Genomic DNA, 21689 nt, shown 5'->3' with positions numbered 1-21689 from the left:
GAACGGGTGGGCACAACGGACGGCGCCTCTTGCCGGGCCTAGGCTCCCGCGCCCTGACCCGCACCGACAGGTGCGCCGCCCTGATGGTGCGGGTCCAGGCCCGGAACGCGGAGGCGCCGCTGAGCGCGCCGTCCCGTGTGCCCACCCGTCCCGCCCCAGCGGGACGATTGCCCACACGGGCAGCGGCGGGAGGCCCACACGCGCAGCAGGCGAGGCGACACACGGGCAGCAGGCGAGGCGCCACACGGGCGCGGGGGCGCAGCCCCAGCGGGTGCAGGCCCGCACAAGGCGCCGTCCCGGCAGGCGCCGGCCGTCGTTCGTCCGCTTCGGGACCGTCCGTGACGGACCCATGCTCGTTACCCTGGCAGGCATGACAGCCATGGCACCCACCCGCACCGAACCCGACCTCTCCTTCCTCCTCGACCACACCAGTCACGTCCTGCGCACCCGGATGGCCGCCGCCCTCGCGGAGATCGGGCTCACCGCGCGCATGCACTGCGTCCTGGTGCACGCCCTGGAGGAGGAGCGGACGCAGGCGCAGCTCGCCGAGATCGGGGACATGGACAAGACGACGATGGTGGTGACCGTCGACGCCCTGGAGAAGGCCGGGCTCGCCGAGCGCAGGCCGTCCACCACCGACCGCCGGGCGCGGATCATCGCGGTGACCGAGGCCGGGGCCGCGGTCGCCCGGCAGAGCCAGGCGATCGTCGACGGCGTCCACGAGGGCGCCCTCGCCGCCCTTCCCGCCGAGGAGCGTACCGTCCTGCTGCGCGCCCTGAACCGGCTGGCCACCGGCCATCTCGCGACCCCCGTCGAGAGCCCGACGCCCGCCCGCCGGGCCCGTCAGCGCGGATGACCCCGAACCCCTCCCGTAAAAAATAGTCTGCAACAAAACCTTCTGCTAATGTCACTCCTGTCGCCTCCGACGAACAGGAGTGGTCCCCATGTCCGCGCCCGCCAGCCCCCGCCTCGCCCTCGGCGTCCTCGCCACCGGCATGCTGATGACGGTCCTCGACGGCAGCATCGTCACCGTCGCCATGCCCGCCATCCAGGGCGACCTCGGCTTCACCCCCGCCGGCCTCAGCTGGGTCGTCAACGCCTACCTGATCGCCTTCGGCTCGCTCCTCCTCCTCGCCGGCCGGCTCGGCGACCTCATCGGCCGCAAGCGGATGTTCCTCGCGGGCACCGGGGTCTTCACCGCCGCCTCGCTCCTCGCCGGCGTCGCCGCCACCCCCGCCGTCCTCATCGCCGCCCGCTTCCTCCAGGGCATCGGCAGCGCGATGTCCTCCGCCGTCGGCCTCGGCATCCTCATCACCCTCTTCACCGAACCCCGCGCCCGTGCCCGCGCCATCGCCGTGTTCAGCTTCACCGGCGCCGCCGGCGCCTCCCTCGGCCAGGTCCTCGGCGGCGTCCTCACCGACGCCCTCGCCTGGAACTGGATCTTCTTCATCAACCTGCCCATCGGCGTCGCCGCGCTCCTCGTCGCCGTCCGCGCCCTCCCGGCCGACCGCAGCCTCGGCCTGCGGGCCGGAGCCGACGCCACCGGCGCGCTGCTCGTGACCGCCGGCCTCATGACCGGGATCTACGCCGTCGTCAAGATCGAGGAGTACGGGGCCGGTTCGGCGCACACCCTCGGCCTCGGGGCCCTCGCCCTCGCCCTCCTGGCCGGCTTCCTGCTCCGCCAGGCGAAGGCCGCGCAGCCCCTCATGCCGCTGCGGATCCTCCGCTCCCGCAGCGTCGCCGGCGCGAACGCCGTCCAGATGCTGATGGTCGCCGCGCTCTTCTCCTTCCAGGTCCTCGTCGCCCTCTACCTGCAGAAGGTCCTCGGATACGGAGCCGCCGAGACCGGCCTCGCGATGCTCCCCGCCGCGCTCGTCATCGGCGCCGTCTCGCTCGGCGTCTCGGCCCCCCTCATCGCCCGCTTCGGCGAGCGCAACGTCCTGCTCACCGGCCTGGTCCTGCTCGTCGGCGTCCTCGGCCTGCTGGCCCGCGTCCCCGTCCACGCCTCGTACGCCACCGACCTGCTCCCGGTGATGCTGCTCGCCGCGGGCTTCGGGCTCGCGCTCCCCGCCCTCACCGGACTCGCCATGTCCGGCGCACGGGAGGCGGACGCGGGCCTGGCCTCCGGGCTCTTCAACACCACCCAGCAGATCGGCATGGCCCTCGGCGTCGCGGTCCTCTCCACCCTGGCCGCCGCCCGCACCGAGACCCTCACGGCGGCCGGAAGGCCCGCCCCCGAGGCCCTGACCGGCGGCTACCACCTCGCCTTCGGCGTCGGCGCCGGACTCCTCCTCGTCGCCCTGGCCGTCGCCCTCACCGTCCTGAGGCGTCCGGCGGCCACCACCGCCGAGGACCGGCGGATGACAATGGCGGCATGAGAGCCGACCGACTCGTCGCCGCCCTGCTCTTCCTCCAGAGCAGGGCGCGGCAGCGTGTCACCGCCGCCGAACTCGCCGCCGAACTGGGCGTGTCCGAGCGCACCGCCCGCCGGGACCTCGAAGCGCTCGCGGCCTCCGGGATCCCGGTGTACTCGCAGGCCGGTCAGGGCGGCGGCTGGTCGCTCGTCGGCGGAGCCCGTACCGACCTCACCGGCCTCACGGCCCCCGAGATCCGGGAACTGTTCCTCCTCACCGGACCGGACGCCGGCGCGAACCCGCAGACCCGGACCGCGCTCCGCAAGCTCGTCCGCGCCCTCCCCGCGCCGCTGCGCGCCGGCGCCGAGGCCGCCGCCCGCGCCGGGACCGTCGACGGCGCCGACTGGACGGGCGCGGAGACGGAGGAAGCCCTGCTGGCCGCGCTCCAGCGGGCCGTGGTCGACGAGCGGGAGGTGCGCATCGGGTACGCCCGCCCCGGCGGCGAGCCGCGCGAGCGGACCGTCCAGCCGCTCGGGATCGTCGCGAAGTCCGGGGTCCGCTACCTCCTCGCGGACACGGCGGACGGCCTGCGCACCTTCCGCGTCGGCCGCGTCGCCTCGGTCGCCGAGACCGGCGCCGCCGCCGTGCGCCCCGAGGGCTTCGACCTCGCCACCGCCTGGCGCGCGCTCGCCGCCCGCATGGAGGACCGGATGGTCGCCGCGACGGTCCGGGGCCGGGCCGCCCCGGGCACCGGCGCCGTCCTGGAGGGCCTGCTCGGCGGCCGGATCCGGTACGGGGAGCGGACCCCGGGCGGCTGGACGGCCTTCGAGGCCGACGGCCCCTCCCCCGAGGTGGTCGCCGCCCGGCTCGCCGGGCTCGGCGCCCGCGTGGAGCTGCTCGAACCGCCCGCGGCGCGCGCCGCCCTGGCCCGGATCGGCGCCGAGCTCACCGCCCTGTACGGGGCTCCAGGAACGCCGGCAGCTCCCCCGTGTGCACCAGCGCGAGCCGCGACACCGCCCGGGTGAGCACCACGTACAGCCGGTTCGCGCCGCGCGGCTCGGCCGCCAGGATCGCGGCGGGCTCGACGACCACCACATGGTCGAACTCCAGGCCCTTGACGACCGACGCGGGCAGCACGGTCACCCTCGTCCCGCCCCCGGCGGCGGCCGCGGCCACCGCGTCGACGAGGTGGTCGGCCGTGACGACCCCCACGGAGCCCTCCGCCGCGAGCGCGTCCCGCACGGCCGCGCGGACCCCGGCGGCCAGGTCCGCCGTCCGGTGGACCGTCACCTCGCCGTCCCGGCGGACCGAGCGCCCGGCGGGCACGTCGGCCCCGAGCTCGGGCAGCAGCCGGTTGGCGAGGTCCACGATGGCGGCCGGGACGCGGTAGCCGAGGGTGAGCGGCACGACGGGCGTCCCGGGTTTGCCCAGGTGGGCCAGCTGCTCGTCCCAGTCGCGGGCGGCCCAGGGGGTGGTGCCCTGGGCGAGGTCCCCGAGGACGGTGAGCGAACCGAACGCGGTGCGGCGGGCGACGGCCCGGCACTGCATGGGCGAGAGGTCCTGGGCCTCGTCGACGACGACGTGCCCGTAGCTCTCGGGCCGTTCGATCAGGCCCGCGAGCTCGTCGAGGAGGACGAGGTCGGCGGCGGTCCAGCGCGCGGAGCGGTACGAGCGCGGCGGCCGCGCCCAGCGGATCGCGGCGGCCTCGTCCTCGGTGAGGCCGGGGTCCGCCGGGCCCCGCGGCCCCGCCGCCTCCTGGGCCCCGAAGGCCGCCGGGTCCGTCAGGACCTCCGCGAGGACCTCCTCCGGACCGGTCTTCGGCCAGCACGCGTCGAGGAACGCCGTCACCGCCCGCGCCCGCTCCATCCGCCGCGCCCAGGCCGCGCCCATCGGACCCGAGCGGCGCTCGGCCCGGAGCTGGAGGGCCCGCACGACCCGGGCGCGGACCCGCTCGCGGCCGGTCGCGTAGGGCGGCTCCTCCTCCCGCACCCCGGCGACGATCGCCGCGAGCTCCGTCGCCGGGAGCCGCCAGTGGGAGGAGCCGTCGGGGACCGCGAGGTCCTCCGCCGGGGCCGGGTCGACCCTGCCGTAGAGGGCCCGCCGCAGGACCCCCGCCATCCGGACGTCGTGCTTGACCCGGGCCGCCGCCTCGCCGTCCTCGGCCCGGACCGGGTGGCGGGCGATCTCGTCGTCGAGGGTGGCCTGCCGGATCCCGGTCTCGCCGAGCGAGGGCAGCACCTCGGCGATGTACGCGAGGAAGGCCCGGTGCGGGCCGAGGACGAGGAGGCCGGAGCGGCGGACGCGCTGCGGATGCGTGTAGAGGAGGTACGCGGCCCGGTGCAGGCCCACGGCGGTCTTGCCGGTGCCGGGCGCGCCCTGCACGCACAGGGAGGCGGCGGGCTCGGAGCGTACGAGGTCGTCCTGTTCGGGCTGGATGGTGGCGGCGATGTCCCGCATGGGGCCGACCCGGGGGCGTTCGATCTCGCCGGCGACGAGGGCGCTGACGGTCCCGGTGCCGCCGTCCGCGAGGCGTTCGTCCTCCAGGGCGGTCAGGTCCTCGGTCGCGCCCCGGCTGTGCGGGGCCCAGCCGAAGCGGCGGCGCCGCAGGACGCCCTGCGGGTCGTGCGCGCCGGCCTGGTAGTAGGCGCGGGAGACGGGTGCGCGCCAGTCGACGACGAGCGGCGGGGCGGCCGGGTGCTCGGCGATCCGGCGGCGGCCGATGTGGTGGATCTGGCCGTCCTCGCGGTCGAGGCGCCCGAAGAACAGCGGCCCGGGCGGCTGTTCGCCCATCTCCTTGGCGCGGGTGCGGAGGTGGTAGCCGAGCGCCTCGGCGTCGGCGCCGGACGCGGCGACGTCCTCGCCGGTGACGACCTGCTCGGCCACGTCCTCGGTCATGCGGATCAGGGCGGCGCGGCAGGCGTCGTGGTGGGAGCGTTCGCGGGCGAGCTCAAGGTCCAGTGACGTCATTCCGACAAGCCTAGCGGAAACGTTACCGGGTTACGTTTTTTACTTGAGTCACGCGGGCGTGCGGTCTCCTCAGTACGGCAGCCCCTGCCGCAGCGACCGGAACGCCTCCTCGGCCGCGGCCGCCGCGTCCCGCGCCACCTCCTCGACCGGATCCCCGGCCGCGAGCCGCGCCACGTTGTCGTCCGCGAGGATCCGGAGCACCGCCACGATCTGCCCGGCCGCGAGCCGCGCCGCCAGGGGATCGCCGCCGAGCACCTCGGCGAGGGCGGCCTCGGAGTTCATCTGGAAGCCGTGGACCCGGGCGAGCAGGGCCGGCGTCCCGTACAGGAGCCGGTGGTACGCCAGGACCGCCGGCACGTCACAGAGCCCGGTGACCGGGTCGCGCCGCTCCAGCCCCTCGGCCAGGTGCTCGTACAGCGCGTCGAGCGGCGGCGTGCCGTAGACCTTCCCGGCCTCCACCACGCGCGCGGACTCGCCCTCGTGGTCGGCGAACCGGTGGAGGACCAGGTCCTCCTTGGCGGGGAAGTACCGGAAGAGCGTCGGCTTCGACACCTCGGCGGCGGCGGCCACCTCCGCGACGGAGACCCCGTCGAAACCCCTCTCCAGGAACAGCGCGATGGCGGCGTCCGACAGGGCCTGCCGGGTGCGCTCCTTCTTCCGCTCGCGCAGCCCGGTCGGGTACTCGGGCTTCACGTACCCCGGCTCGGCGTCGTCCCGGTTCACGAGGCGCTCCCTTCCACCAGCACCGCGACCCCGTCCAGGATCCGGGCGAGCCCGAAGCGGAACTCGGCCTCCGGCTCGTCGGCCACGTCCATCACGCCCGAGTCCAGCATCCGCGCCACCGCCGGGTACCTCTCCGGGTCGGCGAGCCGCCGCAGGGTGCGGGCGTAGCGGGCGAGGACCTCCTCCGGCCGGTCGCCGCTCGCCGTGATCGCGGCGGCGAGGTCGGCCGTCATCACGGCCTCGTTCTTCACGAAGCCGCCGACCAGCAGCGTCACCGAGATCCGGGCGCCCTCGTCGAGGCCGGTCCCCTCCAGGGCGACGAGGGCCTTCTCCCACCAGGCGACCAGGTTCGGGGTGGCGGGCGGCCCGGAGACGGGGACCCGCAGCGTCCAGAGGTTGCGGTGGTAGACCTCGCGCATCCCCCAGGCCCAGGCCTCCAGGGCCTCGCGCCAGCCGGTGCCGGGCGGGAAGAGCTCGGGCGGGGCGCCCGTGGCGTACTCCGTCATGAGGACGTACAGCTCGCTCTTGGCCGAGACGTACCGGTAGAGCGACATCGTGGAGGCGCCGAGCTCCTTGGCGACCCGGCCCATGGAGACGGCGTCGAGCCCCTCGGCCGAGGCGAGCGAGACGGCCGCGTCGACGATCCGGTCCAGGGTCAGGCCGGGCTTGGGCCCCTTCGAGGGGCGCTCCCGCAGCCCCCAGGCGGCCTCGACGCCCGGCGGCAGGAAGGTCCCGCCGTCACCGCTCCCGGCATCGCCGCCGTCACGGCCGTCCCCGCCGCCACCGCCGTCCCGACCGGACACCCCGCCCGCGCCGTCCGCCATGAGCTCCGCCTCCGCACCTCGCACCACCCCGCACGACCTCGCGCGCTTGACGCCCATCCTAGTAATGCGTAACCCTTACGCAGTAACGCGTATGGCATACGCAGTACGCGGGTCCGCCCTACCCGAGGAGCACAGCCATGCCTCCTGCCGTCGAAGCCACCGCCCTCTCCAAGACCTACGGGAAGGTCCGCGTCCTCGACGCCCTCGACCTCCGGGTCGAGCCCGGCACCGTCTTCGCCCTGCTCGGGCCCAACGGGGCCGGGAAGACCACGACCGTCCGGATCCTCGCCACGCTCACCACCCCCGACGGCGGCCACGCGCGCGTGGCGGGGCACGACGTCGTCACCGACCGCTCCCGGGTGCGCCGCGCGATCAGCCTCACGGGTCAGTTCGCCGCCGTCGACGAGACCCAGACGGGTGCCGAGAACCTCCGGACCGTGGCCCGCCTCTCCGGACTCTCCCGCCCGGCCGCCGCCCGCCGCACCGCCGAACTCCTCGAACGGTTCGGCCTCGCCGAGGCCGGCGACCGCCTGACGAAGACCTACTCGGGAGGCATGCGCCGCCGCCTCGACCTCGCCGCCGGACTCGTCCGCGACCCCGGCACGACCCGGGTGATGTTCCTCGACGAACCCACCACCGGCCTCGACCCGCGCAGCCGCCAGGAGCTCTGGCAGGCCGTCCGCGCACTCTCCGACACCGGCACCACGGTCTTCCTCACCACCCAGTACCTGGAGGAGGCCGACCGGCTCGCCCACCGCGTCACCGTCCTCGGCGGCGGCCGCACCCTCGCCGAGGGCACCCCCGCCGAACTGAAGGCGCGGTACGCGGGACACCGCCTCGACCTCGTGACCGCCGACCGCGACAGCTACCTGCGGCTCGCCGGCCGCGCGACCGTCCACTCCCCCGACACCCTCACCCTCGGCGTCCCCACCGACGGCAGCGCCGCCCACGTCCGCGCCCTGCTCGACGAACTCGACCCGGAACGCCGGGACATCGCCCGCTTCGCCCTGCACAGCGCCACCCTCGACGACGTCTTCCTGACGCTGACGGAGACCACGGGCCCCACGGCCCGGGCCGCGACCGACCAGGAGCCCACCCGTGTCTGACGCCCCCACCGCCACGAGCGCCCCCACCGCGCCGAGCACCCGCCCCGCCGCGAGCGCCCGCCCCGCCGCCGGCGCCCTCGCCGCCACCGGCACCCTCGCCGGGCGCGGCATCCGGCTCAGCCGGCGCAACCTCGACGCCGTCATCACCTCACTGATGATGCCGATCATGCTGATGCTGGTCTTCGTCTACTTCTTCGGCGGAGCCATCGACACCGGCACCGCCCACACCGCCTACGTCACCTACGTCGTCCCCGGCGTCCTGGTCCTCTGCGCCGGATTCGGCGCGGCGGGCACCGCCGTCGCCGTCAGCGAGGACATGCGGCGCGGGGTCGTCGACCGCTTCCGCAGCCTCGACATCGGCGGCACCCCCCTGCTCGCCGGACACGTCGCCGCCGCCGTCGCCCGGAACACGCTCTCCACCGCCCTCGTCCTCGGCGTCGCCTTCCTCATCGGCTTCCGGCCCACCGCCGGCCCGGGCGGCTGGCTCGCCGCGGCCGGGCTGCTGCTCGCCTTCATCACGGCCGTCTCCTGGCTGTCGGCGGCGGCCGGACTCGTCGCCAGATCGCCGGAGGCGGCCGGGTCGGTGACCTTCTTCATGATGTTCCTGCCGTACCCCAGCAGCGCGTTCGTCCCGATCGACTCCATGCCCGGCTGGCTGCACGGCTTCGCCGAACACCAGCCGGTGACCCCGCTCATCGAGTCGATGCGCGGCCTGCTCCTCGACCGGCCGGTCGGCGACGCCCCGTGGATCGCGCTGGCCTGGTGCGCGGGCCTGCTCGCCCTGGCACTCGCCGCGTCGGGGCTCCTCTTCCGCCTCCGTACCAGGTGACCCGTCAGAAGATGTCCGGCGAGAACGGCCGCAGCGGAGTGCGGAACAGCAGGTCCGCGCGGGCCGCCGCCCCCGGCGTCAGCTCCTCGACGCGCCCGAGCCGGGACAGCCGCACCGCCGACTCGTCGCCGAACGCGAGCGTGGCCGCCTCGGCGACGTCGAACGCGAGATCGGCCGACGCGGTGGTGCGGGCACAGGACGCGCCCGCCGGGGAGGCGTCGAGCCGGAACCGCCCGCCCGCGAGCCCGTCGGCGTCCCGCACCTCCAGGACGAGGCTCTCCTCCACCGGGTACGTGCGGCTCTCCAGGACCCGGACCACGTCCAGGACCCGCACCCACAGCATGTCCACGTACGTCAGCGTCCTGGCCGCCCGCGGGTCCGGCAGGAGCAGCGGCAGCGGGTCGTCGGGCGCCCGGTAGCCGGAGCGGACGGTGGCGACCCAGTCGATCGAGCAGAGGTAGTGCCACAGGGCCCGCTCGGCGGCCGGGGTGACGGCGATGAGGTCCCGCACGGTCGCCGTGTTCAGCGGCTGCTTCGCGTCGTCCCACTTGTCGTCGGCGCTGTACGCCGCGTACCCCTCGACCTCGCCGGACGCCGACCGGTACACCGCGTAGTACGGCTCCCGCCACGGATGGCTCTGGTGGCCGAGGCCGGTGCCCAGCTCCCAGCCCCGCTTGTCGCGGTCGGTGACCCCGGCGCGGACACCGGCGAGACGACGGTGCACCGCGGGGCCGATCTTGCGGATCTCGTCGCCGTCCGTCAGATCGATCCGGCCGCCGTCCTCCGGGCGGCCCGAACGGCGCGGGTCGAGACCCGCCCGCCGCACGTCCACGCTCCACTCGGCGGCCCAGCTGGCCGCGCCGAAGCCGAACCGCCCGTAGATCGGGTACTCGGCGGCGATCAGCGTCGCGATCGCGTCGCCCCGCTCCTGCGCGGCGGCGAGGTCGGCCGCCATCATGCGGCTGAGCAGCCCGCGCCTGCGGTGCGTCGGCGAGACCGTCACCTGGGTGATCGCGTCGGCGACGAGACTCCCGCCGCCGACCGTGCTGACCTCCTGCCGGAAGGACCGGAAGGTGGCGACGATCCGGTCCCGGTCGAAGGCGCCCAGCGTCCGCGCGAGGTCCGCGTGCGCCAGCCGGTCGGCGAGCTCCTCGTCGGAGACGACCGGCGTCCGGAGGAACCCGGTGCGCAGGGCGAGCTGCCAGTCGTGGAAGTCGGACTCCGTCACCGTGCGCACGTCGACACTCATCCCCCGACCCTACGCACGGCCTCCGGCGCCCCGCACCCGGGTTTCCGGCGGGTCAGGCCAGCAGGTCGTCGACCTGCGCCTCGCCCTCCCGGTAGCGGCGGGCGATCTCCGCGCTGCAGTCGTCGGCGGTCCGCTGGAGGTGCTGGCGGCGCCGCGAGATCTGCTGCTCGTACCCGGCGAGCCGCCCCATCGCCGCGTGCAGCTCCTCGTCCGTGCGGGCCGTCAGGTCCGACAGCTCGACCTCCGACAGCATCTCGGCCGCGAGCCGCCGGTACTCCTCGCCGCGCGGCGTCGACAGCGTCACGTGCCGCGCCGAGCTGCGGTGCCGCGAGGGCACGTCGGCGAGGATCTCGGAGAGCCGGTCGAGGACCGGGGCCTCCGGGTCCGTCCGCCGCGCCAGCTCGGCGCGCAGGATGTCGATCCGGCCCTGGAGCATCCGGCGTACGTAACTCAGGTCGGCCTCGTCGCTCTGCGCGTCCCGGCGCAGCGCGCGCAGTTCGGGCAGCCGCAGGGCGCCGAGATCGGGCTGCGGGCGGTCGGCCCGCAGGCGGTCCGCCGGCTCGGAGGTCCGCTGCACGGGTGGGCGCGTCACGGGGCCTCCGCCCGGTCCTCCGCCCCTGGTTCCGGAGCGGATCAGCGGTACGGGACCGGACGGCGTCGGCCCGGTGCCAGGTGCACTCATGAGAATCGTCCCCTCGACCGGTGCGGAACCGCACCGCCTCCCACGCATGGTGCCACTCCTCCCTGTGCACGTGCAGGCGCTCTGCACCCGTTCGGCCCCTCGTCCTCCGGCCCGGGGCCCGCTCGGTAGGTTGGTGCGCATGCGAGCAGTGGTGCAGAGGGTCGACGGCGCGAGTGTCGTCGTCGCAGGGGAGACGGTCGGCGAGATCACCGGCGAGGGGCTGTGCGTCCTGGTCGGGGTGACCCACGACGACACCCCCGAGAAGGCGGCCCAATTGGCCAGAAAGCTCTGGTCCGTCCGGGTACTGGACGACGAGAAGTCGTGCTCCGACGTGAACGCGCCGCTGCTCGTCATCTCCCAGTTCACCCTCTACGGAGACGCCCGCAAGGGCCGGCGCCCCACCTGGAACGCCGCGGCCCCCGGCCCCGTCGCCGAACCCCTGGTCGACGAGGTGGTCGCCCAGCTCCGCCTCCTGGGCGCCCACGTGGAGACGGGCCGCTTCGGAGCGGACATGCGCGTCTCGCTCACGAACCACGGCCCGTTCACGGTGCTCCTGGACGTGTAGCCCTACGGCTCGACGACCGTCTCCTGCGCCGCCGCCGTCGTCCCCGCGATCAGCGGGGCGTCCACCGGCACGTTCCGCTTGACCAGGGCCAGGGCGATCGGGCCGAGCTCGTGGTGGCGGACGGCCGTCGTCACGAAGCCCAGCTGACGGCCCTCCTCGCCGTCGGCCGCGAGCCGGAGCGGGGTGCCGTGGCCCGGCAGCAGCACCTCGCTGCCGTCCAGGTGCAGGAAGACGAGACGGCGCGGCGGCTTCCCCAGGTTCTGCACCCGGGCGACGGTCTCCTGGCCCCGGTAGCAGCCCTTCTGGAGGTGGACGGCGCTGCCGATGAGGCCGACCTCGTGCGGGATCGTCCGGTGATCGGTCTCGAAGCCCAGCCGCGGCCGGTGCGCCTCCACCCGCAGCGCCTCGTACGCGAGGATCCCCGCGGCCGGCCCGTGCGAGGCCGCGAAGGACTCCAGGGCGGCACGCGGCAGGAACAGGTCGCGGCCCTGCGCGGTCTCCCGTACGACCGCGCCCTCGGGCACCTCGGCGATGGAACCGGCCGGGAGGTGGACGACCGCGAGGTCCTCCGTGCGGTCGGCGACCTCCACCCGGTAGAAGAACTTCATCGACTCCAGGTACGCGAGGAGCTCCTCGCGCGTCCCCGGCTCGACGTGCGCCCACACCGTCTCGCCGTCGTCGACGAGGTACAGGGCGTGCTCGATGTGCCCGTTGGCGGAGAGGATCAGCGCCTCGGTGGCCCGCCCCGGCGGCAGATCGGTCATGTGCTGGGTGACGAGCAGGTGCAGCCAGCTCAGCCGGTCGTCACCGGAGACGGCGATGACGCCCCGGTGCGAGAGGTCGACGAAACCGTTGCCTTCGGAGAGGGCGCGCTGCTCGCGGAACAGGTCGCCGTAGTGCGCGGCGACGCCTTCGTCGCGGCCTTCGGCGGGGACGGCGCCGGGCAGGGACAACAGAGGGCTCTTCATGGAACAGAGCCTACGACTCGCCGGCCGTGTCCTTGTTCGAGCAGTCCCGGCAGCGGCCGAAGATCGCGAAGTGCTTCATGTCCGTCTCGAAGCCGAAGGTCTCACGGAGCTTCCCGGTGAACTCGGCGGCCACCTCGACGTCCGCCTCGATCACCTCGGAGCAGTCCCGGCACACCAGGTGCAGGTGGTGGTGCCGGTCGGCGAGGTGATAGGTCGGGGCCCCGTGCCCCAGATGCGCGTGACTGACGAGCCCGAGCTCCTCCAGGAGCTCCAGGGTCCGGTACACGGTGGAGATGTTCACCCCGGAGGCCGTCCTGCGGACCTCGCCGAGGATGTCGTCCGGAGTCGCGTGCTCCAGCGTGTCCACGGCCTCCAGGACAAGCTGGCGCTGCGGCGTCAGCCGGTAGCCGCGCTGCCGCAGGTCGCTCTTCCAATCGGTGCTCACCACGCCCCCCAGTCTAGGAGGACGCGGCGCGCACCAGGAGTGTCTAGCGGAAGAAGGCGATGCCGTCGTCCGGCATGTCGGGCAGGTTGCGGGCCATCTCCGCGACCTCCTCCGGCGTCACGACCTTCTTCAGGTGCGCCGACATGTACGGGCGGAGCGGAACCTCGGGGGTCGCCTTCTCGCCCACCCACATCAGGTCGCTCTTCACGTAGCCGTAGAGCCGCTTGCCGCCGCTGTACGCGCCCGAGGCCGCGGTCCGGGCGACGGCGTCCGTCGCGAGGTCGATCTGCGGCTTCTGGTCGGCGAGCTCGCCGTACCAGATCTCGACGATGCCCTGGTCACGGACCATGACGATCTCGACCTTGCGGTCCTTGTCGATCCGCCAGTAGCCGCTCTCGCTCTCCAGCGGACGGACCTTGTTGCCGTCATTGTCCAGGACCCAGGAGTGCGAGTGGTACTCGAGGAAGTCCCGGCCGTCGTGGCTGAACGTCACGGACTGGCCGAAGTTGCACTTCTCGGCACCGGGGAAGTCGGAGACGCCCGCACCCTCCCACGTACCGAGCAGGAACGCGAGGGGGACGAGGTCCGGGTTGAGGTCGGACGGGATCTCGATCATGAGCAGCTCTGGCGTTCTCTAGAAGTGGTTACCGCTGGCCCTGGTACAGCTTCTTCACGGTCAGACCGGCGAAGGCGATCACGCCGACGGCGACCAGGACCAGGAGGGTTTCGAAGAAAACGATCACGGGGTGCTCCTCGACTGAGCGGTGAAGGCGGAACGGGCCGGACCCCAGCTTAGTGGGCGGGGGTCCGGCCCACTCGGTGAGGTGGGTCTCCCGGATGATCAGCCGAGGAGCTGGTTCTGGAGAGTGACGGTCTGCTGGAACGGCACGGCGAGCGCCTCGCCCGCACGCGTCTGGGTGATCAGCGCGAGCGTGTCACCGGCCTGCACATAGGCCCAGCGGACCTGCTCGGGACCGTACGGCTTCTTCTCGCGGAAGGCGTACACGCCCGTCTCCGGGACCTCGATGTCGTCCGTGAAGGTCTCCGGGTCGAAGCCCTCGACTCCGTCCGGAAGGGCCTTGAGCCCGTCCGCGCCCTCCGCCTCCAGCGCCTCGTCGCGGTACTCCTCGGCGTACGCCACGGAGCTGAACCGGAGCAGGTGCACGCTGGTGCGGGTGCCGTCGGGGGTCGTCCACCCCCGGGCGGCGATGTGCCGCAGGGTGGAGTCGGCGAGGCTCTTGCGCAGGTCGCCGCGGAACTCCTTCCCGTAGAGGGAGAGGTACGCCTCCGTGGACACGAACCCGCCGCTCAGCTTCGTGTCGGGCGTCGCACCGGCCGGCGCGGGCAGCAGCAGCTCGCGCACGTCGGCGTGGTGCACCTCGCCCTCGTTGCCCTCGGTGAACGGACGCGGCCGGTCCGCGGGCAGCGCGGGGAGCCGGAGCGCCGGGTACTCCCAGCGGCCGTCGCTCTCGGTCTCCAGGCCGGGCACGTCGGTGCGCTCCAGGCCCGTGATCCCCAGGGCGGTGCCCGCGCCGACGCCGCCGCACACGACGACGGCGGCCGTCCAGCGCGCGACGGCCCGGAGCACCCGCCGGGCCGGGCGGGCCGCGGGACCGGGGACGGCGGCGGCCGCGGGCGCGGGCGTCTCGGCGGCTGGGGCGGGCGCGGGTGCGGGTGCGGGTGCGGGTGCGGACGTCTCGGCGGCGGCCGGGTCCGTCGACCGCTCGGTCATCTGCTCGGTCATACGTACTCCCCCGGGGACGCGATGTGGCGGAGCTGCTTCTCGACGAGACCGGCGACGGCCTTCTGGTCGAAGGGCGGGGCGCCGAAGGCCGTGACGGTGACCATGACCTCTCCGTCGTACGCGGAGCAGATCATGGTCTGGAGGTCGGGGGTCCGCTCGTCGTCCCCGTGCTGCCTGGGCTTCTCGGGCTCGGGCCCCAGGTAGCAGGCGGAGTTCTTCGCGTACGCCTTGATCTTCGGGCCCTTGCGCAGCTCGAGGAACTCGGACATCCGCGTGCGGGTCCGGAAGAACTCCCGGACCCGCTTCCTGTCCTTCATCCGCAGGAGGAGCACCTCGGCCTGGAGGGTGCTGTCCTCCTTGGCGTACGAACGCATCGCCATGCCCTGGATGCCGAGCCGGTCGACCTCCTTCTCGTACGCGCGGCGCTTCTTCCCGTAGAAGCCCCTGCCCGCCTGCTTGAGGAGGCCGGCGGCCCGCCGGGCCTCCAGCTCGTCGTCGTTGCCGTACCCGGCGATGTCCGCGCCGAGCGCGTACCCCTCGGGCACCGGCAGGAGGAGCCTGCTCAGGGGCGTCGAGGCCCGGCCCCGGGCGATGCCGGCGGCCGGGTCGGCGGGTGTGGCGGTGGAGCTCGGGTCCGCCCAGGCCACGGTGGGCGCCGAACGGTCGGCCCCGTCGACGGTGACCGCCGTGTACGCGACGCCCCCGGCGACGACGCCGAGCACGAGCACGCCGGTCAGCGCGTTCCTCAGGGTCCGGCGCGTGCGGCCCCCGGACTTCTCACTCACAGGCGCCCCAGCTGTCGCTCGGCCAGAGAACGGATCTCGTTCTCGGTGATCTTCTTGGTGTCGGACATCAGGATCGTGATCGCGATGTCGCCGCGCTGGATGAACGCACGGGCCGCGTAGTAGTCCATGTATCCCGGCTCCCGCTCCACCGGGAAGAGGAAGTAGCGGCCGTTCCCGGAGCCCTTCACCGGCTCCCCGAACGAGCCGGACTTCCCGTCCGAGATGGCGATGCCCTGCTGGCCCGTCGTGTGCTCCAGGGCGCCGTTCGCCGAGGTGGGGCGGTACTGGACCAGCTCGATCTCGACCCTCCGGTACTCGCCCACCCGCCACGCACGCGTGGCGATCCGCCGGATCCCCTGGTCCAGCTGGAACTCCAGCGCCCCGTCGGGCCGCGTGAACCCGTTGACGTACCCGGACAGCGACTGCCACCCGTCCTCGCCGTCGGACTCCGCCCCCGCGGGCTTCGGCACCAGCAGCTTCCGCAGGTCGCCCTGGGCCTTCGCCTGGTGGTCCTCCTTCGCCGACAGCGGCGCCGGCTCCTGGCCCTTCGGGAGCGGCTTCGCCGGGTACGCGAGGCCTGGCTGGTTCAGCGGCGGAAGCGCGGTGGGTTCGCGGTCGGCCTGGATGCCGTAGCCGACGGCGGTGCCGCCGACGAGGCCGATGACGGCGGCGACGGCGATGAGCCCGACGGTACGGAGGAGGCGGCGCGGCGACCGGACCGGAGGCGCGGTTTCCGGGACCGCCTCCGCTTCGGGCGGTTCTGCTGTATCCGCGTTTCGGATACTTTCTTCTGTGCTCAAGAGTCCCCCCACGAGACCTGAAGCGCGGATTCCGTCACCCGCGCACCCAGCTGACACGTGAGAGGCGCAGGGAGTTGCACGGCCTCGCATTACAGTTCGGCATATGGCGAAGAAGCTCGTGATCAAGGTGACCGCAGGGGCCGACGCCCCCGAACGCTGCTCCCAGGCCTTCACGGTGGCCGCCGTCGCCGTCGCCAGCGGCGTCGAGGTCTCGCTCTGGCTGACCGGCGAGTCCTCGTGGTTCGCCCTACCGGGCCGCGCGGCCGAGTTCGACCTCCCGCACGCCGCACCGCTGCCGGACCTGATCGACTCGATCCTGGCGGCCGGCCGCGTCACGCTCTGCACGCAGTGCGCGGCACGCCGGGACATCACGGAGCAGGACGTCCTGAAGGGCGTCCGCATCGCCGGCGCGCAGGTCTTCGTCCAGGAGGCGATGTCCGACGAGACCCAGGCCCTCGTCTACTGATTCACCGCTCGCGGCGCTTCTTCCCGTCGAGTTCGTCCCACCACTCGTCCGACTTCGGGTCGCCCGAAGGATCGTCCCACCAGCGGTCCTCCGGGCCCCGGCGGTTCGCGACCATCGCGGCGACCGGGGGGATGACCATGGCGACGACGCACATGCCGATGGCGACCGGCATCGAGAAGAGCCGCACGACGGCCCAGGCGCCCACGAACAGCAGCAGGCAGGCGCCCATCATCCAGAAGTAGACGTGGCGACGTCGTGCGTACACCTCTTCAGCGTACGACCGGACGGCGCACGCGGACAGACCGGAGGGCCGTGCCTCAAGTCCTGGAATAGGCGTCCAACCCCCCCAGGAGGCACGGCCCTCCGGCCGTTCGGGTGCCGTGGATCAGACGGCGATGGCGACCTCGGCCAGGCCGCCCTTCTGGGCCACGACCTTGCGGTCGGCGGTGCCGCCGGGGACCAGGGCACGGACGGTCCAGGTGCCCTCGGCCGCGTAGAAACGGAACTGGCCGGTGGCGGAGGTCGGGACCTCGGCCGTGAACTCGCCGGTCGAGTCCAGGAGGCGGACGTAACCGGTGACGGGCTCGCCGTCCTTGGTCACGAAGCCCTGGATCGTGGTCTCACCGGGCTTGATCGTCGAGGCGTCGGGGCCGCCGGGCTGCGCTCCACACATGTCGTTCTGTCCTTACGGTCGAGGGGTCCGGAGAAGGGGAGGGTCCGGGGACTACTTGTTGGCGCCGAGCTCGATCGGCACGCCGACGAGGGAGCCGTACTCGGTCCAGGAGCCGTCGTAGTTCTTGACGTTCGGGACCTCGAGCAGCTCGTGCAGGACGAACCAGGTCAGCGCGGAGCGCTCGCCGATGCGGCAGTAGGCGATGGTGTCCTTCGCCAGGTCGACCTGCTCGTCCTCGTAGAGGGCCTTGAGCTCGTCGTCCGACTTGAACGTGCCGTCGTCGTTGGCGTTCTTCGACCACGGGATGTTGCGGGCGCTCGGCACGTGGCCGGGGCGCTGCGACTGCTCCTGCGGGAGGTGCGCCGGGGCGAGCAGCTTGCCGGAGAACTCGTCGGGCGAGCGGACGTCGACCAGGTTCTGGGCGCCGATCGCGGCCACGACGTCGTCGCGGAAGGCGCGGATCGAGGCGTCCTGGGCCTGGGCCTTGTACGCGGTGGCCGGGCGGGCCGGCACCTCGGCGACGAGGTCGCGGGAGTCGAGCTCCCACTTCTTGCGGCCGCCGTCGAGGAGCTTGACGTCCTGGTGACCGTAGAGCTTGAAGTACCAGTACGCGTAGGAGGCGAACCAGTTGTTGTTGCCGCCGTAGAGGACGACCGTGGTGTCGTTGCCGATGCCCTTGGCCGAGAGGAGCTTCTCGAAGCCCTCCTGGTCGATGAAGTCACGGCGGACCGGGTCCTGCAGGTCCTGGGTCCAGTCGATGCGGATGGCGTTGCGGATGTGGTTCTTCTCGTACGCCGAGGTGTCCTCGTCGACCTCGACGATGGCGACCTTCGGGTTGTCGAGGTTGGCCTCGACCCAGTCCGCGTCGACCAGGACGTCGCTGCGAGCCATGCTGTTCTCCTCCGGGGCAGTGTGCGGGGGCGTGCTGCGGTGGTGCGGATGTGTGGTGCCGGTACGCGTCGTCGCGTGCGTACGGACGGTGGACGTCGTACGGCTCTGCACAGGGCGGCCCCGACCTCGGTCGACGGGCCTGCGGGATACGGGAGTGGGCGTCCCGCTCAGACTGAGCGACAGAGCATGGCGGCGACGCGACACAGGTCCACTGCCCGCCGCTTCGTGAGATCCGCCTGTCGCTTCATGCCCTCGATCGTAGGGACGGACAGGCGGCCGTGTCACCGGTGTGTCGTATTTTGAGACGCGATCGTCCGAGATGCGAGACGTGATCACGGTGCGCGTCGGCTCCGGGCGCCTCCGCGCCCCGGTGTCCGCTTCGTCTTCTGCGGATCGGACGGCCCTGTCTCAGCATATGAAAAACGGGGGCCCGGAGGCCCCCGCACGCCCCCACGGGCCCCGTCAGCCCGCCAGGGCGACGTCCTTTCCGGTCACCATGACCGCGAGACCGTCCGGGCGCGGCTCCACCTTCTCCACCTTCAGGCCGGCGATCGTGCCGATCGGGCGCTCGAAGTCGGTCCGCTCGCGGACCAGCTCCTCCACGCCCGGGAGGCCGGCGCCCGGCACCTCGTCGGCGCGGACCTTGAGGGTGTCGCCGTTCACGACGGTCACCGTGGAGAGGACCGAACGGGTCAGGCTGCGGCCCAGGATCCTCACGCTGCCGGTGACCTTCACCTTGCCGTCGCCGCCGTAGGCGACGGTGGCGCCGCGGTCGGACGCGGCGGTGAGGTCCGCGTACGAGACGAGGGCCGTGCCGCTCGCCGACCCGGCCTTGGCGCCCGCCCAGTCGCCGGTGACGGTCACGTCCCGCAGGGCCATGGTCAGCTCGCCGACCCGGATGTCCTTGTCACCGGCCGTGGCCCGGACGCCGGACGCCGTCACGTCGACCTCGTCGAACCGCTTGTCCGCCACCTGGGTGAGGAAGGGGAAGCCCTTGATGTCGACGTCGATCGCCTCGGCGCGCGCGCCCGAGAGCTTCACCCGGCTCGACGCCTCCGACTCGGCGTACGCCACGGCCAGCCGGTCGATCCCGACGAGGATCCCGCCCAGCACGACGGCCACGATCAACAGAATCCGCAGTGCTCGCATGGGCTGAGCGTCCCCCCGTTTTGCTTCCCGTAACAGTTCCGGCCCCCCGACACGAAGATCGACGTGTCGGGGGGCCGGTTGGTTCCCGTGACGGGAAGGACCGCCGGTCAGGCCAGTGCGCGGCCCAGCAGGTAGACGGCGGGCGCGGCGGCGGTGAGCGGCAGCGCGACGCCCGCGGTCATGTGGACGAAGCGGGACGGATAGTCGTAGGCGGCCGCCCGCAGACCGATCAGGGCGCAGACGCCGGCGCCGAGGCCGAGCAGCGCCCCGGAGGAGCCCAGGTCGGTGAGACCGCCGGCGGCGATCCCCGCGCCCGCCGAGGCGAGCAGCGCGGCGACCGCGGAGACCGGTCCGGGCAGCGGCAGCGCCCGGGCGAGGACGGCGGCGGCGACGGCGATCCCGCCGACGACCACCGCGTCCGGGGCGGCGCCGAGGTACCCGGTGGCGACGACCGTCAGGGCGGCGGAGGCGATCGTGGCCATCAGGCCGTACATGCGCTCGTCGGGGTCGGCGTGGCTGCGCAGCTGGAGGACCAGGCAGAGCAGCACCCAGACGCCGAGCGTGCCCAGGATCGCGGCGGCCGCGTGCTCCCGGCCGGTGGCGAGGAGCGCGGCGTCGGCGACGAGGCCGCCGAGGAAGGCGAGGGCGATGCCCTGCCGGGCGGGCCACATGCCGTTGAGCCGGAACCAGCCGGCGGCGGTGAGGCCCTGGAGCAGGACCAGCGGGACGAGCAGCCCGTATGCGCCGAGGGAGGCTCCGCCCGCGAGGAGCAGGCCGAGGACGGCGGTGAGGGCGGCGGGCCGCATGCCCGGGTCGATGATCGGCGACCGGCCCTCGGCGCGGGCGCGCTGGGCGTCGGTGATGCGGGTGTTCCCGGAGGTGGTGGGCGAGGAGTAGGCGGGCCCGTCCCCGGCCGCGGCGGCGGGCGGGGCCACGGGGGCGGCGACCGGCTCGGGTGCGGCCTCGGGGACCGGCTCCGCGTAGTACGCGGCGTGCCCTCCGTGCGACGGGTACGGCTGCTGCCCGTACGGCTGCTGTCCGTACGGCTGCGGGTACGCCTCCTGGGGCTCGGGGGCACGCGCCGCCTGGACCTGGTCGTACGAGACGGCCGGCTGGTACTGGGTGTCCCAGGTCTGGCCCTCCCACGTCTGCGTGACGTCGGCAGGGTTCTGCTGCCCGTTCGCGTACGGGTCGTACTGCTGCCCGCCGTAGTACTGGTCGTTGCTCATGCTGTGGGGGTCACCCTCCTGCGAACGGGGGGAGCACCTCGACCGTGCCGCCCTCGGCAAGCCGTACCGTCTCATGGCTCCGGGTCCCGACGGGGTCGCCGTCGACCAGGAACGAGCACCGCTTCAGCACCTGGACGAGCTCGCCCGGGTGCTCCGCGCGGACCGCGTCGAGGGCCTCGGCCAGGGTCCCGGCGGTGTACGGCTCCTCGGCGACACCGGCGGCGGCCTTGGCCGCGGCCCAGTAGCGGATGGTTCCCGCTGCCATAGCGGCGCTCCCTTCGTTCGTGTGCGCGCCGCCCCCCATGATGGGCTATCCGCGCGTGAGCCAGTCCCCCAGGCGGGCGAGCAGCTCCTCGTCCGCCGCGTTCTCGGCGTGTCCCATCCCCCGCTCCAGCCACAGTTCCGCGTCGCCCGCGGCGGCCAGCGCGCGCGGGTGGTCGAGCGGGAAGTACGCGTCCCGGTCGCCGTGCACGATCAGCAGCGGTTTCGGCGCGATCAGCGGCACAGCCTCCACCGGGGACAGCGGCACCGGGTCCCAGGTCCCGCTGTCGATCCGGGTGCCGAAGCCGTACCGCCCGACGAGGCGGCCCGCCGGCCGGGTGACGACCCAGTGCAGGCGGCGCATCGGGGCCGTCCCCCGGTAGTACCAGCGGGCGGGCGCGGACACGGCGGCCACCGCGTCGGCGCGGGCGTCCGTCCCCCGCTCCAGGGCCGCGTGGCGCAGGACGACCGAGCCGCCCATGGAGAAGCCGAGCGTCGCCACGCGCGCGTGGCCGAGCTCGCGGGCCCAGCGGACGGCGGCGGCCAGGTCGAGGACCTCCCGGTCGCCGACGGTGGAGCGGCCTCCGGAGCGGCCGTGCCCGCGGAAGGAGAAGGTGACGACGGCCGCGCCGCGCCCGGTGAGGGCCCGGGCGGCGCGCCGGACGGCGGGCCGGTCGGCCGACCCGGTGAAGCCGTGCGCGACGACGACCGCCGTATCGGTGACACTTGCCCCTGAGGGTTCGTAAACCGCCTCGATCCGGACACCGTCATCGGTGCGCAGCATTGCGCGCCGGGTCATGGGGCGGTGGACGGAAGTGAGCGAGGAAACATCCAGGATGTGAAATCGACCCTCTGCCTCGGAACTCATGTGGGCTATTCTGCTTGCCAGAGGATCCGGGCAACGCAGCCCCCGGGTCCTTTTGCGTTTTCCGACCGTTGTTACGGACGGATGAACAAAAGCTCTCAGGGCGCGAGAGCC

Annotated in this window: 26 protein-coding genes; 7 read left to right on the top strand and 19 right to left on the bottom strand. The window is 73.6% G+C overall.

Annotated features, from left to right (window positions below):
- Positions 1-370 precede the first annotated feature (370 nt).
- The 3 genes from ACFV2S_RS31995 to ACFV2S_RS31985 all read left to right on the top strand — a co-directional run bounded on the left by ACFV2S_RS31995 (position 371) and on the right by ACFV2S_RS31985 (position 3379).
- Positions 371-856, top strand: coding sequence for a MarR family winged helix-turn-helix transcriptional regulator (locus tag ACFV2S_RS31995; RefSeq protein ID WP_385567119.1), 486 nt, complete (start codon positions 371-373; stop codon positions 854-856).
- 88 nt (positions 857-944) lie between these two features.
- Positions 945-2378 carry an MFS transporter gene (locus tag ACFV2S_RS31990; RefSeq protein WP_385567115.1) on the top strand — a complete coding sequence of 478 codons (1434 nt, stop codon included), beginning with the start codon at positions 945-947 and terminating at the stop codon, positions 2376-2378.
- Positions 2375-3379: a helix-turn-helix transcriptional regulator gene (locus ACFV2S_RS31985; RefSeq protein WP_385567111.1), complete on the top strand. Its 1005-nt coding sequence runs from the start codon at positions 2375-2377 to the stop codon at positions 3377-3379. The genes ACFV2S_RS31990 and ACFV2S_RS31985 overlap by 4 nt, the downstream gene beginning before the upstream one ends.
- Here ACFV2S_RS31985 and ACFV2S_RS31980 read toward each other — a convergent pair.
- The 3 genes from ACFV2S_RS31980 to ACFV2S_RS31970 all read right to left on the bottom strand — a co-directional run bounded on the left by ACFV2S_RS31980 (position 3300) and on the right by ACFV2S_RS31970 (position 6895).
- A complete protein-coding gene (locus ACFV2S_RS31980; RefSeq protein WP_385567108.1) occupies positions 3300-5321 on the bottom strand; it encodes a HelD family protein in 2022 nt (673 codons plus the stop codon). The genes ACFV2S_RS31985 and ACFV2S_RS31980 overlap by 80 nt on opposite strands.
- 69 nt (positions 5322-5390) lie before the next feature.
- Positions 5391-6044, bottom strand: coding sequence for a TetR/AcrR family transcriptional regulator (locus ACFV2S_RS31975; RefSeq protein WP_385567103.1), 654 nt, complete (start codon positions 6042-6044; stop codon positions 5391-5393).
- Positions 6041-6895 (bottom strand): TetR/AcrR family transcriptional regulator, encoded by an 855-nt coding sequence (locus ACFV2S_RS31970; RefSeq protein WP_385567100.1) that lies wholly within the window; start codon positions 6893-6895, stop codon positions 6041-6043. Before ACFV2S_RS31970 ends, ACFV2S_RS31975 begins: the two co-directional genes overlap by 4 nt.
- A 110-nt stretch (positions 6896-7005) precedes the next feature.
- Here ACFV2S_RS31970 and ACFV2S_RS31965 point away from each other — a divergent pair, with 110 nt between their 5' ends.
- Positions 7006-7974, top strand: coding sequence for an ATP-binding cassette domain-containing protein (locus ACFV2S_RS31965; RefSeq protein ID WP_385567097.1), 969 nt, complete (start codon positions 7006-7008; stop codon positions 7972-7974).
- Positions 7975-8083: 109 nt separating this feature from the next.
- Positions 8084-8803 carry an ABC transporter permease gene (locus tag ACFV2S_RS31960; RefSeq protein ID WP_385567123.1) on the top strand — a complete coding sequence of 240 codons (720 nt, stop codon included), beginning with the start codon at positions 8084-8086 and terminating at the stop codon, positions 8801-8803.
- A gap of 4 nt (positions 8804-8807) precedes the next feature.
- Here the strand turns inward: ACFV2S_RS31960 and ACFV2S_RS31955 are convergent, their stop codons facing one another.
- Positions 8808-10052, bottom strand: a complete 1245-nt coding sequence (locus tag ACFV2S_RS31955) for a GNAT family N-acetyltransferase (protein WP_385567093.1) — start codon at positions 10050-10052, stop codon at positions 8808-8810.
- Between the two features lie 52 nt (positions 10053-10104).
- Positions 10105-10734 (bottom strand): ABC transporter substrate-binding protein, encoded by a 630-nt coding sequence (locus tag ACFV2S_RS31950; protein ID WP_385567090.1) that lies wholly within the window; start codon positions 10732-10734, stop codon positions 10105-10107.
- Positions 10735-10873: 139 nt separating this feature from the next.
- Between ACFV2S_RS31950 and dtd the strand changes: the two genes are divergently transcribed.
- Positions 10874-11299 (top strand): D-aminoacyl-tRNA deacylase, encoded by a 426-nt coding sequence (gene dtd / locus ACFV2S_RS31945; RefSeq protein WP_383787709.1) that lies wholly within the window; start codon positions 10874-10876, stop codon positions 11297-11299.
- Positions 11300-11301: 2 nt separating this feature from the next.
- Here the strand turns inward: dtd and ACFV2S_RS31940 are convergent, their stop codons facing one another.
- The 6 genes from ACFV2S_RS31940 to ACFV2S_RS31915 all read right to left on the bottom strand — a co-directional run bounded on the left by ACFV2S_RS31940 (position 11302) and on the right by ACFV2S_RS31915 (position 16041).
- Positions 11302-12267: a YgfZ/GcvT domain-containing protein gene (locus ACFV2S_RS31940; RefSeq protein ID WP_385567083.1), complete on the bottom strand. Its 966-nt coding sequence runs from the start codon at positions 12265-12267 to the stop codon at positions 11302-11304.
- A gap of 10 nt (positions 12268-12277) precedes the next feature.
- The gene (locus tag ACFV2S_RS31935) at positions 12278-12715 is read right to left on the bottom strand and encodes a Fur family transcriptional regulator (RefSeq protein WP_385567079.1); all 438 of its coding nucleotides are present in this window, start codon (positions 12713-12715) and stop codon (positions 12278-12280) included.
- A gap of 40 nt (positions 12716-12755) precedes the next feature.
- Complete coding sequence (locus ACFV2S_RS31930; protein WP_329849808.1) at positions 12756-13328, bottom strand: FABP family protein; 573 nt, start codon at positions 13326-13328, stop codon at positions 12756-12758.
- 225 nt (positions 13329-13553) lie between these two features.
- Positions 13554-14456 carry a hypothetical protein gene (locus tag ACFV2S_RS31925; protein ID WP_385567072.1) on the bottom strand — a complete coding sequence of 301 codons (903 nt, stop codon included), beginning with the start codon at positions 14454-14456 and terminating at the stop codon, positions 13554-13556.
- Positions 14453-15241 carry a hypothetical protein gene (locus tag ACFV2S_RS31920; protein ID WP_385567068.1) on the bottom strand — a complete coding sequence of 263 codons (789 nt, stop codon included), beginning with the start codon at positions 15239-15241 and terminating at the stop codon, positions 14453-14455. The genes ACFV2S_RS31925 and ACFV2S_RS31920 overlap by 4 nt, the downstream gene beginning before the upstream one ends.
- The gene (locus ACFV2S_RS31915) at positions 15238-16041 is read right to left on the bottom strand and encodes a hypothetical protein (RefSeq protein WP_385567064.1); all 804 of its coding nucleotides are present in this window, start codon (positions 16039-16041) and stop codon (positions 15238-15240) included. Before ACFV2S_RS31915 ends, ACFV2S_RS31920 begins: the two co-directional genes overlap by 4 nt.
- Before the next feature lie 103 nt (positions 16042-16144).
- Between ACFV2S_RS31915 and ACFV2S_RS31910 the strand changes: the two genes are divergently transcribed.
- Entirely contained in the window at positions 16145-16507 is a 363-nt protein-coding gene (locus ACFV2S_RS31910; RefSeq protein ID WP_385567061.1) for a DsrE family protein, read from the top strand.
- A gap of 1 nt (position 16508) precedes the next feature.
- Here ACFV2S_RS31910 and ACFV2S_RS31905 read toward each other — a convergent pair whose 3' ends face one another.
- The 8 genes from ACFV2S_RS31905 to ACFV2S_RS31870 form a co-directional block, all read right to left on the bottom strand.
- On the bottom strand, positions 16509-16772 hold the full coding sequence (locus ACFV2S_RS31905; RefSeq protein WP_383787688.1) for a DUF3099 domain-containing protein: 264 nt from the start codon (positions 16770-16772) through the stop codon (positions 16509-16511).
- 120 nt (positions 16773-16892) lie between these two features.
- The gene (locus ACFV2S_RS31900) at positions 16893-17180 is read right to left on the bottom strand and encodes a DUF1416 domain-containing protein (RefSeq protein WP_030220952.1); all 288 of its coding nucleotides are present in this window, start codon (positions 17178-17180) and stop codon (positions 16893-16895) included.
- Between the two features lie 51 nt (positions 17181-17231).
- Positions 17232-18071: a sulfurtransferase gene (locus ACFV2S_RS31895; protein WP_383787685.1), complete on the bottom strand. Its 840-nt coding sequence runs from the start codon at positions 18069-18071 to the stop codon at positions 17232-17234.
- 167 nt (positions 18072-18238) lie between these two features.
- Positions 18239-18319, bottom strand: coding sequence for a putative leader peptide (locus ACFV2S_RS31890; RefSeq protein WP_350497993.1), 81 nt, complete (start codon positions 18317-18319; stop codon positions 18239-18241).
- Positions 18320-18533: 214 nt separating this feature from the next.
- A complete protein-coding gene (locus ACFV2S_RS31885) occupies positions 18534-19220 on the bottom strand; it encodes a DUF2993 domain-containing protein (RefSeq protein ID WP_385567053.1) in 687 nt (228 codons plus the stop codon).
- A gap of 107 nt (positions 19221-19327) precedes the next feature.
- Positions 19328-20449, bottom strand: coding sequence for a hypothetical protein (locus ACFV2S_RS31880; RefSeq protein WP_385567050.1), 1122 nt, complete (start codon positions 20447-20449; stop codon positions 19328-19330).
- A gap of 10 nt (positions 20450-20459) precedes the next feature.
- A complete protein-coding gene (locus tag ACFV2S_RS31875) occupies positions 20460-20714 on the bottom strand; it encodes a MoaD/ThiS family protein (RefSeq protein WP_329849796.1) in 255 nt (84 codons plus the stop codon).
- A 45-nt stretch (positions 20715-20759) separates the two neighbouring features.
- Positions 20760-21578 (bottom strand): alpha/beta hydrolase, encoded by an 819-nt coding sequence (locus ACFV2S_RS31870; protein ID WP_385567045.1) that lies wholly within the window; start codon positions 21576-21578, stop codon positions 20760-20762.
- Between the last annotated feature and the right edge of the window lie 111 nt (positions 21579-21689).

Source organism: Streptomyces sp. NPDC059695 (genome assembly GCF_042733785.1).
Classification (GTDB): domain Bacteria; phylum Actinomycetota; class Actinomycetes; order Streptomycetales; family Streptomycetaceae; genus Streptomyces.
Note: the sequence above shows the minus strand (reverse complement) of the source record. Positions and strands in the feature narration are given on the sequence as shown.